This window comes from Thiothrix lacustris DSM 21227 (assembly GCF_000621325.1).
In the GTDB taxonomy this organism is placed as follows: Bacteria; Pseudomonadota; Gammaproteobacteria; order Thiotrichales; family Thiotrichaceae; genus Thiothrix; species Thiothrix lacustris.
Window position 1 is genome coordinate 37,834 of the sequence record NZ_JHYQ01000014.1, and the last position, 14,815, is coordinate 52,648.

Annotated in this window: 15 protein-coding genes and 1 tRNA gene; 7 read left to right on the top strand and 9 right to left on the bottom strand. The window is 52.9% G+C overall.

Annotated elements, in window-relative coordinates:
* The 4 genes from nadA to Q394_RS19500 are packed head-to-tail and all read right to left on the bottom strand — an operon-like array spanning position 1 to position 4,314.
* Complete coding sequence (gene nadA / locus Q394_RS0107570; protein WP_028488748.1) at positions 1-1,053, bottom strand: quinolinate synthase NadA; 1,053 nt, start codon at positions 1,051-1,053, stop codon at positions 1-3.
* Complete coding sequence (locus tag Q394_RS0107575) at positions 1,050-2,297, bottom strand: DNA cytosine methyltransferase (protein WP_028488749.1); 1,248 nt, start codon at positions 2,295-2,297, stop codon at positions 1,050-1,052. Before Q394_RS0107575 ends, nadA begins: the two co-directional genes overlap by 4 nt.
* Positions 2,281-3,024, bottom strand: coding sequence for an Eco47II family restriction endonuclease (locus Q394_RS0107580; RefSeq protein ID WP_028488750.1), 744 nt, complete (start codon positions 3,022-3,024; stop codon positions 2,281-2,283). Before Q394_RS0107580 ends, Q394_RS0107575 begins: the two co-directional genes overlap by 17 nt.
* Positions 3,025-3,027: 3 nt before the next feature.
* Positions 3,028-4,314 carry a DEAD/DEAH box helicase gene (locus tag Q394_RS19500; RefSeq protein WP_051543063.1) on the bottom strand — a complete coding sequence of 429 codons (1,287 nt, stop codon included), beginning with the start codon at positions 4,312-4,314 and terminating at the stop codon, positions 3,028-3,030.
* Positions 4,315-4,431: 117 nt separating this feature from the next.
* Between Q394_RS19500 and Q394_RS0107590 the strand changes: the two genes are divergently transcribed.
* From Q394_RS0107590 to Q394_RS22330, 4 genes are all read left to right on the top strand, one after another.
* Positions 4,432-4,785: a YkgJ family cysteine cluster protein gene (locus Q394_RS0107590; RefSeq protein ID WP_028488751.1), complete on the top strand. Its 354-nt coding sequence runs from the start codon at positions 4,432-4,434 to the stop codon at positions 4,783-4,785.
* A 153-nt stretch (positions 4,786-4,938) separates the two neighbouring features.
* The gene (locus Q394_RS19505; protein WP_051543066.1) at positions 4,939-5,952 is read left to right on the top strand and encodes a ligand-gated ion channel; all 1,014 of its coding nucleotides are present in this window, start codon (positions 4,939-4,941) and stop codon (positions 5,950-5,952) included.
* Between the two features lie 85 nt (positions 5,953-6,037).
* A complete protein-coding gene (creD, locus tag Q394_RS0107600; RefSeq protein ID WP_245606747.1) occupies positions 6,038-7,483 on the top strand; it encodes a cell envelope integrity protein CreD in 1,446 nt (481 codons plus the stop codon).
* Between the two features lie 291 nt (positions 7,484-7,774).
* Positions 7,775-7,918, top strand: a complete 144-nt coding sequence (locus tag Q394_RS22330; RefSeq protein ID WP_156946768.1) for a hypothetical protein — start codon at positions 7,775-7,777, stop codon at positions 7,916-7,918.
* Here Q394_RS22330 and Q394_RS0107605 read toward each other — a convergent pair.
* The 5 genes from Q394_RS0107605 to Q394_RS0107625 form a co-directional block, all read right to left on the bottom strand.
* Entirely contained in the window at positions 7,910-8,176 is a 267-nt protein-coding gene (locus Q394_RS0107605; RefSeq protein ID WP_028488753.1) for a hypothetical protein, read from the bottom strand. The genes Q394_RS22330 and Q394_RS0107605 overlap by 9 nt on opposite strands.
* A gap of 69 nt (positions 8,177-8,245) precedes the next feature.
* Complete coding sequence (locus tag Q394_RS22335; protein ID WP_156946769.1) at positions 8,246-8,407, bottom strand: HipA N-terminal domain-containing protein; 162 nt, start codon at positions 8,405-8,407, stop codon at positions 8,246-8,248.
* Positions 8,394-8,639 carry a helix-turn-helix transcriptional regulator gene (locus tag Q394_RS0107615; RefSeq protein ID WP_038140858.1) on the bottom strand — a complete coding sequence of 82 codons (246 nt, stop codon included), beginning with the start codon at positions 8,637-8,639 and terminating at the stop codon, positions 8,394-8,396. Before Q394_RS0107615 ends, Q394_RS22335 begins: the two co-directional genes overlap by 14 nt.
* 77 nt (positions 8,640-8,716) lie before the next feature.
* A complete protein-coding gene (locus Q394_RS0107620) occupies positions 8,717-10,501 on the bottom strand; it encodes an ABC transporter ATP-binding protein (protein WP_028488755.1) in 1,785 nt (594 codons plus the stop codon).
* Between the two features lie 85 nt (positions 10,502-10,586).
* Complete coding sequence (locus Q394_RS0107625; RefSeq protein ID WP_028488756.1) at positions 10,587-11,600, bottom strand: c-type cytochrome; 1,014 nt, start codon at positions 11,598-11,600, stop codon at positions 10,587-10,589.
* A 214-nt stretch (positions 11,601-11,814) separates the two neighbouring features.
* Here Q394_RS0107625 and Q394_RS0107630 point away from each other — a divergent pair.
* The 3 genes from Q394_RS0107630 to Q394_RS19510 all read left to right on the top strand — a co-directional run bounded on the left by Q394_RS0107630 (position 11,815) and on the right by Q394_RS19510 (position 14,810).
* A tRNA-Arg gene (locus tag Q394_RS0107630) sits at positions 11,815-11,890 on the top strand.
* A gap of 205 nt (positions 11,891-12,095) precedes the next feature.
* Entirely contained in the window at positions 12,096-13,604 is a 1,509-nt protein-coding gene (locus Q394_RS0107635) for a YifB family Mg chelatase-like AAA ATPase (protein ID WP_028488757.1), read from the top strand.
* 33 nt (positions 13,605-13,637) lie between these two features.
* A complete protein-coding gene (locus tag Q394_RS19510; RefSeq protein ID WP_038140861.1) occupies positions 13,638-14,810 on the top strand; it encodes a YbfB/YjiJ family MFS transporter in 1,173 nt (390 codons plus the stop codon).
* Positions 14,811-14,815: the final 5 nt, after the last annotated feature.

Genomic DNA, 14,815 nt, shown 5'->3' on the forward strand with positions numbered 1-14,815 from the left:
TCAACCTCCTTTACGCATCGCGGCAAAATCCAGCATTCGCTGGGTTGAACGCAAGGCTTTTACGCGGACTGCCTCGTCCACAAAAATTTCGTTGTTGCCGGTTTCCAGCACTTGCAGCAAGTTGTGCAGGCCATTCATCGCCATCCACGGGCAATGCGCACAACTGCGGCAGGTTGCACCTTCGCCCATAGTCGGCGCGGCAATAAACTCTTTACCCGGTGCGGCCTGTTGCATTTTGTAGAAAATGCCGCTGTCGGTCGCCACGATAAAGCGCTTATTCGGCAAGGTTTGCGCGGCCTTGATGAGCTGCGAAGTGGAACCTACGGCATCCGCCAGCTTGATGATTTCTTCCGGCGATTCGGGGTGAACCAGAATGGCTGCATCGGGGTATTTCCCGATCAAATCGCCCAGAGCGCGGGATTTGAATTCGTCATGCACCACGCAAGCCGCTTGCCAGCGCAACATATCCGCCCCGGTGAGGCGCTGGATGTAATTGCCCAGATGCTTGTCCGGTGCCCAGAGGATTTTCTTACCCTGCGCGTGCAACCATGTTACCAGATCGACCGCAATGCTGGAGGTGACCACGTAATCGGCGCGTGCTTTCACGGCCGCGCTGGTGTTGGAATACACCACCACGGTGCGATCCGGGTGTTCATCGCAAAACGGGATGAACTGGTCAGCGGGGCATTCCAAATCCAGCGAGCATTCGGCTTCGAGCGTCGGCATCAGCACGCGCTTTTCCGGGGTCAAAATCTTCGCGGTTTCGCCCATGAAACGTACCCCGGCAACGATCAGGGTTTGCGCGGGGTGTTCTTTGCCAAAACGTGCCATGTCGAGGGAATCGGAGACGTAACCGCCGGTTTCTTCCGCCAGTTCCTGCAAATCACTCTCGACGTAGTAATGCGCAACCAGCACCGCGTTTTGCGCTTTAAGGAGGCGCTTGATCTTGTCCTTCACCACGGCTTTTTGTTCCGGGGTGTAATGCGGGTTCAGGGACTCGATCAGCGCGGTGGCTGGGACTCTAATGACGGGGATATTGATAGTTTTATTCATACGGCATTCTCAGCTTCGATACTATTTAATAACGCAATCAGGCTTCTTCCCATCGCCAAGGCTAGGTTAACAGGAACGGCATTACCAATTTGCTTATATTGACTGGTGACAGGGCCAGAGAAATGCCAAGCGTCAGGAAAGGTCTGGATACGAGCATATTCTCTCACCGTCAACGGACGATCTTCTTCGGGATGACAACGCTCGGTTTGCTTTTGTGCTGGACTACAAGTCAACGTGAGGCTTGGCGCATTCCATGCCAAGCGTCGTGCCATGCCTGTTTTCCCGCCACCGAGAAAATAACTACCTTGCATGTATTCACGCTGCAAGTCATCAGGTAAATCACGCCAATAACCTCCTTGAGGCACTAACTTAAGAATTTCTGCCTTGCGTTTTGGGTATTTTTGTCCTTCAGAAATAGGCGCATTGTTAGGGTACAACTCACCGGATTGCAGCGCATCCTTCAATGTAAAAATACGTTTATAGGGTGAAGGCCAATTAAATACTGCGTTAGGCAACAAGTCATTGCGAATCCCCACCAACATTAAACGCTCACGTTTCTGAGGCACTTTATAAAAGATGGCTTTTAATACGTGTGGTTCAATGAGTGTATAACCTAAGTCGGCAATGACTGATTTGATGGCAGCAATGGTTTTGCCATTATCATGTTCCAATAAGCCTCTAACATTCTCACCCAAGAATACCCGTGGCTGGCACTCTTTAATAGCGCGTGCAAACTCGAAAAACAATGTACCGCGCGTATCTTCAAATCCTAACTGATTCCCTGCATATGAAAAAGCTTGGCAAGGAAATCCACCGGATAAAAAATCAATGCCTTTAAAGGGTGTGAAATCAATACCACATACATCACCTTGCACTACATTCCAGTGTGGACGATTTTTTCTCAAGGTATCACAAGCATGTTTATCCAATTCATTCAACGCTAAGGCTTTAAAGCCTGCTTGTTCCAAGCCAATCGCTAAACCACCTGCACCTGCGAACAATTCAATCGATGAAAAATCCCTGACAGGCTTTATTTGTGCTTCAGCCTCCCACTTGGAATTCAACATTGCTTGAATCGGGGCGAAGTCTGCCAACTGCTCAAGCAAATATTTCTTCTCCCCTAACGCATTGTATACAGGTGTTATTTTGCCATTTTTTTCCCATGACAAAAGTGTCGACTTTGACACCGACACAATATCCGCCAGCAGATTAGCATCAATACTTTGATTACAAGGTGAAATCATGAAAACCTTCATATTTTTTAAATGACAGGAGATAAATACTTTTCAATAAATTCTCATCAATAGCTTGAAGCTCATCAATAACTGTATTCGTTCTCTCAGCAAGTGTTGATTCTTGAACAACATCTTCAATAATTCTTGGCAGAATCGTACATAATTTTTTAAATGCACATTTATCACCCGTAACCATTTCATAGAACTTATCAATAGAAACACGACGAATTCTTTCATCAACTACAGACTGTTTATCGAGAGAGGCTCGCCAAGGTATATTTTGGCTGTTAGCAGCAATCACTTCAACTAACATACAGGTTGCCTTGGCATCTTGTAGCAGCGTATGTTGCATTCTCATATATGTTTTTTGTGAAGAGGATGAATTCATTGTATTATGTTTATTTTTCATCTCAACATATATTTTTCGTTCCAGATGAACTATATCATACCCTTCATCAGGTACTATCCAACCATCGCCAATATACTTAAAGATATTTTGATGAAAATAACCAATATGATTAGTGTTGCTTTTATCTAGTTGCCGAATAACTTCGCTTTCGATAACATCTTTAATATCTTTTTTGTACACTTTTGCATCAAAAGTTAGCTTAACTGGGTCAATCAAGTTGCTATTAAAATCAGCAAGTCCAATTTGAAAACGATACTTCAGCACGGTATGTTTAACATGCTGAAAAATATCATTATCGCTAATAAAATCCAGATGATAGTTGTTCATAACTTAACGCTTTTTACCCTTGGTTCCATTAGTGCCTTTTTTGGCCGCTGCCTTTTTGGCAAGTTTCTTCTTTTTGCTGCCTGCCGCTTTACCGGAGGCTTTGAGCTTTTTGGGGCCGGTATACGTGCCTTCCAGACCCTTAATAGTACGGCGATTGATGCGCTGTTTCAAAAACCGTTCGATACCCACCATTAAATTCCATTCGCTGTCCTGCACCAGCGCAATGGTCAAGCCTTTCGTGTCGTTGCGCCCGGTGCGCCCAATGCGGTGGATGTAATGGATGCCGGTACGCGGCACGTCAACATTCACCACCAGTTCTACGCCGGTAATATCGAGGCCACGCGCAGCAAGGTCAGTGCCTAGCAATGTGGTGATCGTGCCTTGGCGGAACAAAGCCATGATGCGGTTACGTTCTTTCTGATCCATATCGCCGTGCAATACGCCGCAACGCACGCCTTTGCCCTGCAACACGCCGCCCAACTGGTCGGCTTTGGCGCGGCTATTGGTGAATACCAGCGCCTTGTTGAAGGTTTCATTCAGCAGCAACCACGTCAGAAGGCGCTGTTTGTGTTCGGCGTTGTCGGCGAGGATAACTTGCTGTTCGATATTATCGTGCTGATCTTGCAAGGTATTCAGCCCGACCATTTCCGGGTCATGCAATACGCGATCCGCCATAGTCAGGATGCCATCATGGTTGAGGGTCGCGGAAAACAGCAAGGTTTGGCGGTGTTTGTTGCACGCTTCGGCGATGGTTTGCAGCTCTTGGCTGAAACCCATTTCCAGCATCCGGTCGGCTTCGTCCAGAATCAACACTTCAAGCCGGGAAAAGTCGGGGGTTTTCTCTACCATCAACTCCAGCACGCGCCCCGGTGTGGCGATGACGATTTGGGCATTTTTACGCAGCATGGTTTGTTGCACGCGGAAATCCGCGCCACCCGTGATCAGCCCAACGTGCAGCGGGGTGAATTCGATGAGTTTCTGGCACTGTTCGTAAATTTGCTTCGCCAATTCTCGGGTCGGCACCAGCACCAACGCGCGAGTACCGTATTCGTCGGAAGGGTTTGCCAGCAAATGATGCAGCGTGGGCAATAAAAACGCGACGGTTTTACCGCTGCCGGTTTCGGCACTGACCAGCAAATCACGGCGCGTCAGAGCGCGGGGAATGGCTGCTAATTGCACCGCCGTGGGTTGGGTAAAGCCCAGTTTCTGGATCGCTTGAAGCAGCGGTTCGGCCAGCGCGAAAGCGGCAAAAGTGGGGGGTGCGAGTTCCGGCGCGAGTGCTTGTTCCATGTGTCGTAATTCCTTGATGCCATGACGGGATGTCGTGACGACGTTCCCACCAATTGTACGGCATTTACCAAGCAAGGCGTATCATGTGGGTTAACCTAAGGAGACGTTTATCTCACCATGACTCAAAACGACCAAAAACTTCGCTATTTCCGCCAGCGTATTCCCACGTTTGCCTGCGTACCTGGCTGCCACGATTGCTGCGGCCCCGTCACCACTTCCAGCGAGGAGATGGCGCGGCTGCCAGAAAAAAGTGAAGCGGAACACGATGCAGCGCTTGCTGATTTACGTTGCCCGCATCTTGGTGAGAAGGGCTGCCAAGTTTACGCCGAACGTCCGCTGATCTGCCGTCTGTTTGGAACCACCCCGCGTTTGGCCTGCCCTAACGGCAAACGCCCAGAGGTGATGATTGACCCCAAACTGGAGCAGCAGATCATGCGGTTTTTCAAGGAAACCCGCCAAGTGCTGGTGTGAATAGGCTACAGCAAATCCGCCCCTATCGTTTCCAGACTCTGCTAATACCAGCTTGAGGCCAACAAGGCTTTAAGCAATGGACAAGTGTCTTCAATACTTATGCTCAAAATATCTGCTATCGTCACGGGACAATGAGTGTCAGAGGAAACGATTATGCAGCAGCACTGGATACAGCGGATGGTTTATTGGATTTTGCTGGCTATGCTCGCCAGTTTGCTGTGTATTTCCACCGCTCGCGCTGCCAACAGCATCGACAGCAACGGCACCCCACAAACCGTAGCCGTGGGGTTTTATCCGATGATTTTGCATTCTCTTAACCAGCAAAACAGTACATTTTACGCTGACCTGTATGTATGGATGCGCTGGAAAGGCGACCCTAAACGTGACCCGACGGCGACTACTGAATTCGTCAATAACGTGGAAAAATGGGGCTTCAGCAATAATTCCACCTACGAAACACCCAAAAAACTGCTCAATGGCGAATACCTGAAGGAATTGCATGTACAAGGCCAGTTTTTCCAACCCCTGTTATTGGATAACTATCCTCTGGATAAACATGAGCTCAGTATTGTATTGGAAGATAGCACCTACCCCATCAACGAGCTGCTTTATAAGGAAGACATAGGGCAATCTGGCTTAGATGCTCGAGTTAATCTAGCGGGTTGGAAAATTACGGGCTGGACAGTGACCACAGAACCCCATGCTTACGCCTCCAAATTCGGGGAACTCAGCACCACACCGCCCCCTGCTTATTCGTCGATCCGTTACACCGTCAACATTGAACGCCCACTGAACTTCTTTGTGTGGAAACTGCTTCTGCCCCTGCTGATTGTGTTGCTGTTGGGTTGCAGCGCCTTGTTTATTCACCCGACGTATACCGAAGTGCGACTGGCAGCACCGGCGACAGCACTGCTCTCGTTGGTCTTTTTGCAACAAGCGTATTCGGCTTCCCTTCCCGAAGTCGGGTATCTAGTCTTACTGGATAAGGTTTACGTGCTGGCTTACATTCTGGTAGTAGGGCTGATGCTATCCACCATCATTACCTCGTCGTGGATACGCACCGGAGACGAGGTGCAAATCAAGCGGACAATCCAATGGGATAAATTGATCGTCATCTGTATGTTACTGTTTTTCGTTGTAGGAACAAGCGTCTTGTTAATTAGCTAATCTGCACCAAACCTGCACCCTTCTCCACTGCTTTTCCACACGGCTCTCACGGAATCTCCATTACCTTTATTTATGATGCAAGGCAATGCAGTCACCAGAACCCAAGGAGCCTTCCGTGCACAACCAGCGTTTCTACCTCAAACTTGCCATCATCGCTTTCCTGATCTTGTTTTTGCTGATTCCGCAAGCCTTCATACTGGGGCTGGTCGGCGAACGCGCCAGTTGGCGGCAGCAAGCCTACAGCAGCATCGAACAAAGCTGGCCGGGGATGCAAACCCTCGCAGGCCCGGTGCTCATCGTGCCTTATCAGCTCACCTATAACACCAAGGAAAGGGTCAAGGACAAAGACGGTAAGGAACGCGAAACCGTGCGTGAAGTCACCGACCATGAGCTGCTTTACCTGATCCCCAACCAGCTCGACATTGCCAGCAAGCTGCAAAGCGCCTTGCGCTACCGGGGCATTTACGACGTGCCGGTGTACAGCAGCGGCCTGCAAGTCAGCGGCGCATTCAACACCCAGCCCCTGCTTGACCTGATCGCCACCACCAAGGGCAAACAACTCCACTGGGACAAGCCGCAACTGTCGGTAATGGTGCGTGACCAACGCGGCATTGCTGCCCCGCCCAGCCTGCAATGGAACGGAGCCAACCTCGCCTTCAAACCCGGCAACAACCTGCTCGGCAGCGCCAGCGCGGGGATGCACTCCATCCTTCCCGAGATTGACCCTACCCAGACCAGCCAAGTGCCCTTCGCGTTTGATCTGGAATTGCGCGGAATGCGTTCGATGAATTTCGCCCTGCTCGCCGAAAACAGCGCGGTAAAACTCAGCGCCAACTGGCCGCACCCCAGCTTCAGCGGCGAATTGCTACCTGAAACCCGCGAAGTCAGCGACACCGGCTTCAACGCCGTGTGGAAAGCCTCGTCGTTTTCCTACAATGTCAGTGGCGCGTTGGAACAATGCCGTCAGGGTGAATGCGCTGGCTTACTGGAACGTGCGGTCGGTTTCGAGCTGATCCAGCCGGTGGATGTGTACCAGCAGTCCGAACGCAGCATCAAATACGCCGCGCTGTTTATCGTGCTGACCTTCGTGGTGCTGATCCTGTTTGAATTGTTGAAAAAGCTGCGGGTACACCCGGTGCAATACACCCTCGTTGGCTTTGCGCTGTTGGTGTTCTACCTGCTGCTGATTTCGCTGTCGGAACACGTCGATTTCCTGCGGGCGTATACGGTGGCGGCACTCGCCAGCACCAGTTTGCTGACGCTGTATTTCGGGGCGATTTTGCACAGCCGCAAGCTGGGCTTGATGCTCAGTTCGGGGCTGGCGGGGTTATACGCACTGTTGTACGTCATCTTGCAGGCTGAAGAAAACGCCTTACTGATGGGCAGTGTGCTGATTTTTACGGTACTCGCGCTGCTGATGTTGGCCACCCGTCACCTTGACTGGTATGCCTTGACGGCAGGAAATTCCCCTAGCCGTACAGCTTCCGGTACAGACCAGCCTGCTCCAGTAATTGCTGATGACGCCCCTTGACGCTATGTACTCCCTCATCCGCAGCCCTTCCCCCGCAAGGGGTGAAGGGGGCAAAAGGGGGATTGAGGGGGATTTACTTGTCGCAAGACAAGCCCCTTTGCGAGAGGTAGCGTTGTATGAATTTGCAACCACGGACAATCAAGCCATATATTGATAAAATCGCGGGAATGCTAATTTACAAATAGCGGGTAGTCTATTGTTAAAATCGCGGGGATTTATGCGACGGACGTGGATATTAAGGAACATGCACGAAACAACATCCCTGACTCGGCACAACCGTGAAGAGGGCGTATGCAATACGCCCCTACCAAGACCATCCGCTGTAGGGGCGTATTGCATACGCCCTCTTTGGGAAGTTGTTTCGGACACGCTCCTAAGCAATTGCCGGGGCGCTTCCGGCTGACGGGTTCTACCAATATCCAAGCATTATGGTAATGGCGTTAGCAACAAAGTATGCAAACCTTCCCCAATCGGCGCAAACCCCGCATATTGCTGCTGCAAGCGTTCCAACAGCGGCAAATTTTGCCGGATAGCCTGTTCCACCGCCGCCTCAATTTCGCCAATTTGTTGCGCAGCAAGCTGGCAATGCTGCTTGGCAAATGCCTGTAACACCTTGCGCTTAGGCCAACGTTTCGAGCCAGTCAACGTCAAGGCCATCGTGTCATGCGGCAAATAGGGAACGGTGCTGACCAAATCAAATGCTTCGTGCCTTTGGCTTGCAGCCCGCAAAAATCTTCAAAGCCCAAGGCTTCACCGTTGCTGTCATTGCGCGTGGCTATAGCTTTCGTGACGGAGTGGCATAGTCAGCGACAAGGCTTCGGGCGCATCGTGGCGGTAGCTAAAATGGTATTGCTGTTGGCTGGCGCTCAAGCGTCCGGCGGGTGTAGGACGATGATGCCCGGTGTACACATCAACCGCCGCCATACTGCACCTTCAACTCATCCAGCGTCGGCAAGCCTGCATCCTGGGTGGTAAGGACTTTGCCCAGCACCATGAGCACCCGATCTACCTTGCGGATACCGATGTCGTTGTAAGCATTGCGCTCAAGTGCGCCGATGGTGGTACGGTCAAGATGACACAGGTCGGCAAGCTGTTGCTGGCTCCAGCCCCGCGCTTGGCGGGCGGAGCGGATGGTTTCACCGATGGCTTCTAACATGATGGATATATTCATCAAAAAGTGGATTTAAGCCATTATTGATGAATATATTCATCATTTCAAGCCGAAAAATACGCCTAGCCGTACAGCTTCCGGTACAGACCATCCTGCTCCAGCAATTGCTGATGACTCCCCTGCTCACTGATACCGCCGTCTTCAAACACGAAAATGTGATCAGCCTGGCGCACGGCACTCAAGCGGTGTGCCACGATCAGGGTAGTGCGTCCCGCTAAGAATTCACTCATAGCAGCGTGCAGCTTTTGCTCCGTTGCCGTATCCAGTGCCGACGTCGCCTCATCCAGAATCACCACGCTGGGGTTCGATAAAATCATCCGCGCAATCGCCAGCCGCTGGCGTTGCCCGCCGGAAAGCCGCATTCCTTGCCGCCCGACGATCGTCTCCAGACCTTGCGCCTGTTCGCGAATGGTGGCGTCGAGTTGCGCAATGCGTAACGCTTCCCACAACTCCGCGTCGCTGGCATCGCGCCCCAGTGTCAGGTTGGCGCGTACCGTGTCGTTGAACAGCGCCGGTTGTTGCAATACCGTGGCGACGTGTTCACGCACCACATCCAGCCCTATTTCTGTCACGGGCACATCATCAAAATAGAGTTGCCCTTGCTGCGGCTGGTACAGCCCCAACAGCACTTGCACAAAGGTGGATTTGCCGCCGCCGCTGGCTCCCACCAGTGCAATTTTCTGCCCCGCCTTGATGGTGAGGTTCACATCACGCAAGACCGGCGGCTTGTCACCGTAGGCAAAGGTAATGTGTTCCGCCCGCACGCTGACCGTGGTTTTGCCTGCAAACGGGTCGTGGAGATGGGGGTAATGTGGCTCGGGCTGCATCGCCAGCAGGGTATTAATGCGCTGCAAGGCTGCTCGTGCGCCAAACCAGCCGTATTGGATCGCCAGCACTTCTTGCACCGGCCCCATCATGAACCACAGGTAGCTGAATACCGCGAACATTTCGCCAATGCTCAGGTCGGAAAAGACTACCATCAACATGCTGCCTGCGCGGAACAGGTCAAACCCGGCGATGAAGACGGTAAACGACAAGCGGCTGGCTGCATCGCTGCGCCACGCGAATTGCCCGGCGTGCTGTTTCACTTCCTGCGCATGGGTGGTCACTCGCCCGAAGAAACTGCTGGCGCGATTGCTGGCGCGAATTTGCTGGATGGTGTCGAGCGTTTCGGTGAGGGCTTGCTGGAACCGTTCAAACGCGCTGTTTTCCTGCTTTTTCAGATCCTTGACGTAACCGCCGAGCTTGGTGGTCAGCAAAATCACCAGCGGGTTGAGCAGCAAGATGAACAAGGCCAGTTGCCAATGCAGCCATAACAGGATGGCCGTCACGCCGATCAGGGAGAGCACCGCCACAATGAATTTGCTGATACTGATGCCGAGGAAGTTGTCGATGGTTTCCACATCCACCACCAACCGCGAGCTGACCGTGCCACTGCCGAGGGTTTCGTATTCGGTCATCGCCACGGTTTCGATATGCCCCAGCAAGCGACGGCGGATGCTGTAGGTGAGTTCCTTGCTGATCAGGGTGAATTCGCGGTTTTGCCATACCCCGGCAAGCAAGCCCGCCAAGCGCATGATGACCGTTAGCACCGTGATGAAGGTGATGTATAACACTGGTCCATGCCATTCAGTGGGGAACAGCTCATTCATCCTCGCTACCAACCAGCCGGGCTTGTGGAGCAGGACTTCATCGACCAGCAGCGGAATCAAGAGCGGGATCGGCACACTGATCAGTACCGCAAACAAGGCGACAAGGTTGGCGATCACCAATTCGCGGCGATGCCGTAGCATTTGCTGGAACAATTCTTGCCAAGTGTAGGCGTATTGGGTGTCAGGTGTTTTCATGTGGGCATACTACCCGGATTTGGGTGCGCCGCAAAAAAGAAAGGCGCAAATTGCGCCTTTCTTTAACTGTTATGCCATGACGACATTACTGGGATTTACCCACCATGAAATCGACAGCAGCCTTGACTTCATCGTCAGACAACGCTGGGTTGCCACCTTTCGCAGGCATGACATTTTTGCCGTTGATCGCGTTGTGGTACATCGCGTCATTACCTGTAGCGATACGTGGAGCCCAAGCGGCTTTGTCGCCCAGTTTCGGGGAACCAGCAATACCCACATCGTGGCAAGAGAAACAAATACCTTTGTAGATTTTCTCACCATCAATGGCAGCAGCAGCGACCGGGGCAGCAGCTTGCTCAGCAGCAGGCGCTTCAGCCGGAGCAGCCGCAGCTTGCTCAGCAGCAGGCGCTTCAGCCGGGGCAGCCGCAGCTTGCTCAGCAGCAGGCGCTTCAGCCGGAGCAGCCGCAGCTTGCTCAGCAGCAGGCGCAGCGGCAGCTTGCTCAGCAGCAGGCGCTTCAGCCGGGGCAGCGGCAGCTTGCTCAGCAGCTTGCTCAGCAGCAGGCGCTGCGGCAACGGCTGGAGCTGCATCCGCGCTTCCCGGAACCAACCCTTTCGCGTCAGCTGACAAATCAAAACCAGCTTTACCTGTCATGTACACGATAGTGTTGAGCAGTTCCTCATCCGTAATCGTAGGATCACCCCCACGAGCAGGCATGGAACGGATACCATTGGTCGCATGATCCAGCAATACTTTCAGGGTTTGCGCTACCCGTGGTTCCCATGCGCCTTTATCATCCAGCTTCGGAGCACCCAACACGCCCGCAGCATGACAAGAGGTACAAACGGCGTTGTAAACCGCTTCACCAGAACGCGCTTCCTTGACGATGGACTTATCGACAGTAACCACAGAACCAATCGGGGCAAGGTTGATATCAGCAGCCGCTGCTGCCATCGAGGTGTCTTCAGCGCCTTTGGTCGAGTTCTTGTCAATTGTGCTGAACAAGTTGGAAACCAGTACAAAAATCGTCGTACCGATCAAGGCAAGACCACCAACCAATACTGGCTTAGCCATAGGGTCTTTATGTGTAGAGTGAGCCACTTTATCCTCCTGTAGATTGGGCGGTAGCTGCCCGACAATCTGTGAATCTAAGCATTAGAAAATCGTAAACCGGCAGATTATATTCACAAATACTAATATTCGCTATGTATTGCTAGAGAAAACTTGACCTTAATCATACTAAAAAATGCGGTTTACTGCACTAAAGTGGCGATAGACTCAGGGGCAAGGGTTGGGTATGATGCGCTTTCACGACGCACCCGTAGCTCAGGGGATAGAGTATCGGCCTCCGAAGCCGAGGGTCGCTGGTTCGATTCCAGCCGGGTGCGCCAATAAATTCAAAGACTTGCGAGAGAGTATTCACACGCTAGAAATAGCGAGTTAGCATTAAGTTAGCGCAACGTCACCGTCTGCACAAAATCTAGAATACCTTAATTTCAAAATCTACCGCGCCATTCATCACTCTGATTTGATAAGGCCGCCGGAAAATCACAAAATCAAAGCCCCTGAAACTCCAATAATAACAACAGACCTACCATGAGCCTTGCAATCGTTTATAGCCGTACCAATAACGGGCTGGATGCACCACTGGTTAGCGTGGAAGTGCATCTCGCGAATGGCCTGCCCGGTGTTTCCATCGTCGGCCTGCCAGAAACAGCGGTGAAAGAAAGCCGCGATCGTGTCAAAGCTGCCATGACCAATTCCAATTTCAACTTTCCGTTACGGCGCGTCACTATCAACCTCGCCCCTGCCGACATCCCCAAAGATGGTGGGCGCTTCGACCTACCCATTGCCATTGGTATGTTAGCTGCCAGTGAGCAGTTACCTCACGACGTATTGCAAGGCTACGAATTCATCGGCGAATTATCCTTAGGCGGGCAATTGCGCCCAGTACGCGGCGTGTTACCAACAGCTTTCGCCGCCTTGCAAGCGGGACGAGCCCTAATCGTGCCGCAAGACAACGCCGCCGAAGCCAGCCTGATCCAAGGGCTGAAAGTTTACGCCGCCAGCACCCTCAGCGAAGTGGTCGAACACCTGCACGGCAGTGAACCGCTGGTGCGTTGGGAACAAGCCGTTGAAACCGCCGAAACCACCTACCCGTTTGACTTGAGCGACGTAAAAGGCCAATTCATGGCACGCCGTGCGCTGGAAATTGCCGCCGCCGGAGGCCACAACCTGCTGATGGTAGGCCCCCCCGGCACAGGTAAAACCATGCTGGCCAACCGCCTCGCCACCATTTTGCCGCCGCTGTCGGAAGAGGAAGCGCTCGAATCTGCCGCCATCGCCTCCATCAGCCACCACGGCTTTGAAGCCAGCCGCTGGGGGCAACGCCAGGTACGTGAACCGCACCACACCTCGTCCGGCGTCGCCTTGGTCGGCGGCGGCTCGCAAGTCAAACCGGGGGAAATTTCCCTCGCTCACCACGGCATTTTGTTCCTCGACGAACTCACCGAATTCAACCGCAATGTGCTGGACGTGCTGCGCGAACCGCTGGAAACGGGCAAGATCACCCTGTCCCGCGCCGCCCGCCAAGCCACTTACCCCGCCAAATTTCAGTTGGTGGCAGCGATGAACCCTTGCCCGCAAGGCCGCGCCTGTGACCTGCGTGACAACTGCGAATGCACCCCGGAACGCCAACGCAAACACCGCAGCCGCATTTCCGCCCCCTTTCTCGACCGCATTGACCTGCAAATCGAAGTGCCACGGGTGAAACAGGAAGATTTGCAATCGCTCAAACACGGCGAAACCAGCGCAGTCGTGCGCCAACGGGTCGAAGCAGCCCGCACCCGCCAGCACACCCGCCAAGGCAAGATCAATAACGCCCTGAGCGGACGCGATGTCGACCAGTATTGCCTGTTGGCAGAAAAAGACCAGAAACTGCTGAATGCGGCGATGGAACGTTTCAAACTGTCGGCACGGGCGTACCACCGTATCCTCAAAGTGGCACGCACCATTGCCGATTTGGCAGAAAGTCCCGAAATCCGCACCCCACACTTAACCGAAGCCTTGAGTTATCGGGCATTGGATCGTTTAGCAGCGTTATAATCCCGCGCTAATCATTAGCGACAAGGTGCGGGTATGTGGCGGTCGACAGACACAAGGAAGGTATTGCTGGCAGGTATTTGCAGCCTGATCCTCACCGTAGGGCTGGCGCGATTTGCGTATACGCCGCTCTTGCCGGTGATGCGCTCGGAAACCTGGCTGACCGAAGTCGCGGGGGGCTGGCTGGCAACCTTCAATTACATGGGTTACATGAGCGGCGCTTTACTGGCGACATCCATCAGCAGCTTGCACACCAAATATCAGTTATACCGCGCAGGCTTGGTGCTGGGGGTCTTGAGCATTTTCGGCATGGCCATGACGCAAGACATGCTGCTGTGGTCACTGTTGCGTTATCTGGCAGGATTGAGCAGTGCGGCTGGCTTGCTGATCGGCTCGGGCTTGATGCTGAATTGGTTAATGCGCAATGGGCATCGCCCGGAATTAGGCATCCACTTCAGCGGCTTGGGTGGTGGTATTCTGGTATCTGGGCTGGTCGCGGTGCTCATGGCAGCAGTCCATCTGGATTGGGCGCAACAGTGGGTAGCTTTGGGATTATTAAGCGTCTTACTGTTCATTCCAGCTTGGTTGTGGTTGCCTGAACCCGCGCCTGCGAATAAGCAACAGGCTACCCCGCCTGCACCACCTTCTCGTCAGTGGTTGGCGCTAATGATTGCCATGTATTTCTGTGCTGGGGTCGGTTTTGTAGTCAGTGGCACTTTCACCGTGGCAATGGTGGAAAAAATTCCCACCCTCAATGGCTTGGGCAGTTGGGTCTGGGTACTGGTTGGGGTTGCGGCAACACCGGCGTGTTTTGTCTGGGATCATGTTTCACGGCGTATCGGCGATATGCCTGCGTTGCAACTGGCCTTTGCTGGGCAAATCGTGGCGATTCTCCTGCCTGCCCTTTCGATGAATGCCGCCGTCGCGGTGTTTAGTGCAGCACTTTACGGCGCAACCTTTATCGGCATTGTCAGCCTCACCTTGACCATTATTGGGCGACATTACCCGGCAAATCCCGCCAAAGCGATGGCACGTTTGACCTTGAGTTACGGCGTGGCACAAATCATTGCACCCGCCGCCACGGGCTACATCGCGGCAATGACCGGCAGTTATCAGGGCGGCTTGTTGATGGCCGCAGCACTGATGCTAGTTGGCATGGGCTTGCTGTGGAAATTGCACACCACCCCAACACATTCACCAACGTTTTAAGGCGC

Excerpts from the sequence above, each read along its gene's own strand:
- Q394_RS19500 (WP_051543063.1), bottom strand. The coding sequence starts at position 4,314 with ATGGAACAAGCACTCGCGCCGGAACTCGCACCCCCCACTTTTGCCGCT.
- Q394_RS0107575 (WP_028488749.1), bottom strand. The coding sequence starts at position 2,297 with ATGATTTCACCTTGTAATCAAAGTATTGATGCTAATCTGCTGGCGGAT.
- Q394_RS22335 (WP_156946769.1), bottom strand. The coding sequence starts at position 8,407 with ATGGCGGCGGTTGATGTGTACACCGGGCATCATCGTCCTACACCCGCC.
- Q394_RS0107615 (WP_038140858.1), bottom strand. The coding sequence starts at position 8,639 with ATGTTAGAAGCCATCGGTGAAACCATCCGCTCCGCCCGCCAAGCGCGG.
- Q394_RS19510 (WP_038140861.1), top strand. The coding sequence starts at position 13,638 with ATGTGGCGGTCGACAGACACAAGGAAGGTATTGCTGGCAGGTATTTGC.
- Q394_RS19505 (WP_051543066.1), top strand. The coding sequence starts at position 4,939 with ATGCAGCAGCACTGGATACAGCGGATGGTTTATTGGATTTTGCTGGCT.
- Q394_RS0107620 (WP_028488755.1), bottom strand. The coding sequence starts at position 10,501 with ATGAAAACACCTGACACCCAATACGCCTACACTTGGCAAGAATTGTTC.
- Q394_RS0107635 (WP_028488757.1), top strand. The coding sequence starts at position 12,096 with ATGAGCCTTGCAATCGTTTATAGCCGTACCAATAACGGGCTGGATGCA.
- creD (WP_245606747.1), top strand. The coding sequence starts at position 6,038 with ATGCAGTCACCAGAACCCAAGGAGCCTTCCGTGCACAACCAGCGTTTC.
- Q394_RS0107590 (WP_028488751.1), top strand. The coding sequence starts at position 4,432 with ATGACTCAAAACGACCAAAAACTTCGCTATTTCCGCCAGCGTATTCCC.
- Q394_RS22330 (WP_156946768.1), top strand. The coding sequence starts at position 7,775 with ATGCAATACGCCCCTACCAAGACCATCCGCTGTAGGGGCGTATTGCAT.
- nadA (WP_028488748.1), bottom strand. The coding sequence starts at position 1,053 with ATGAATAAAACTATCAATATCCCCGTCATTAGAGTCCCAGCCACCGCG.
- Q394_RS0107580 (WP_028488750.1), bottom strand. The coding sequence starts at position 3,024 with ATGAACAACTATCATCTGGATTTTATTAGCGATAATGATATTTTTCAG.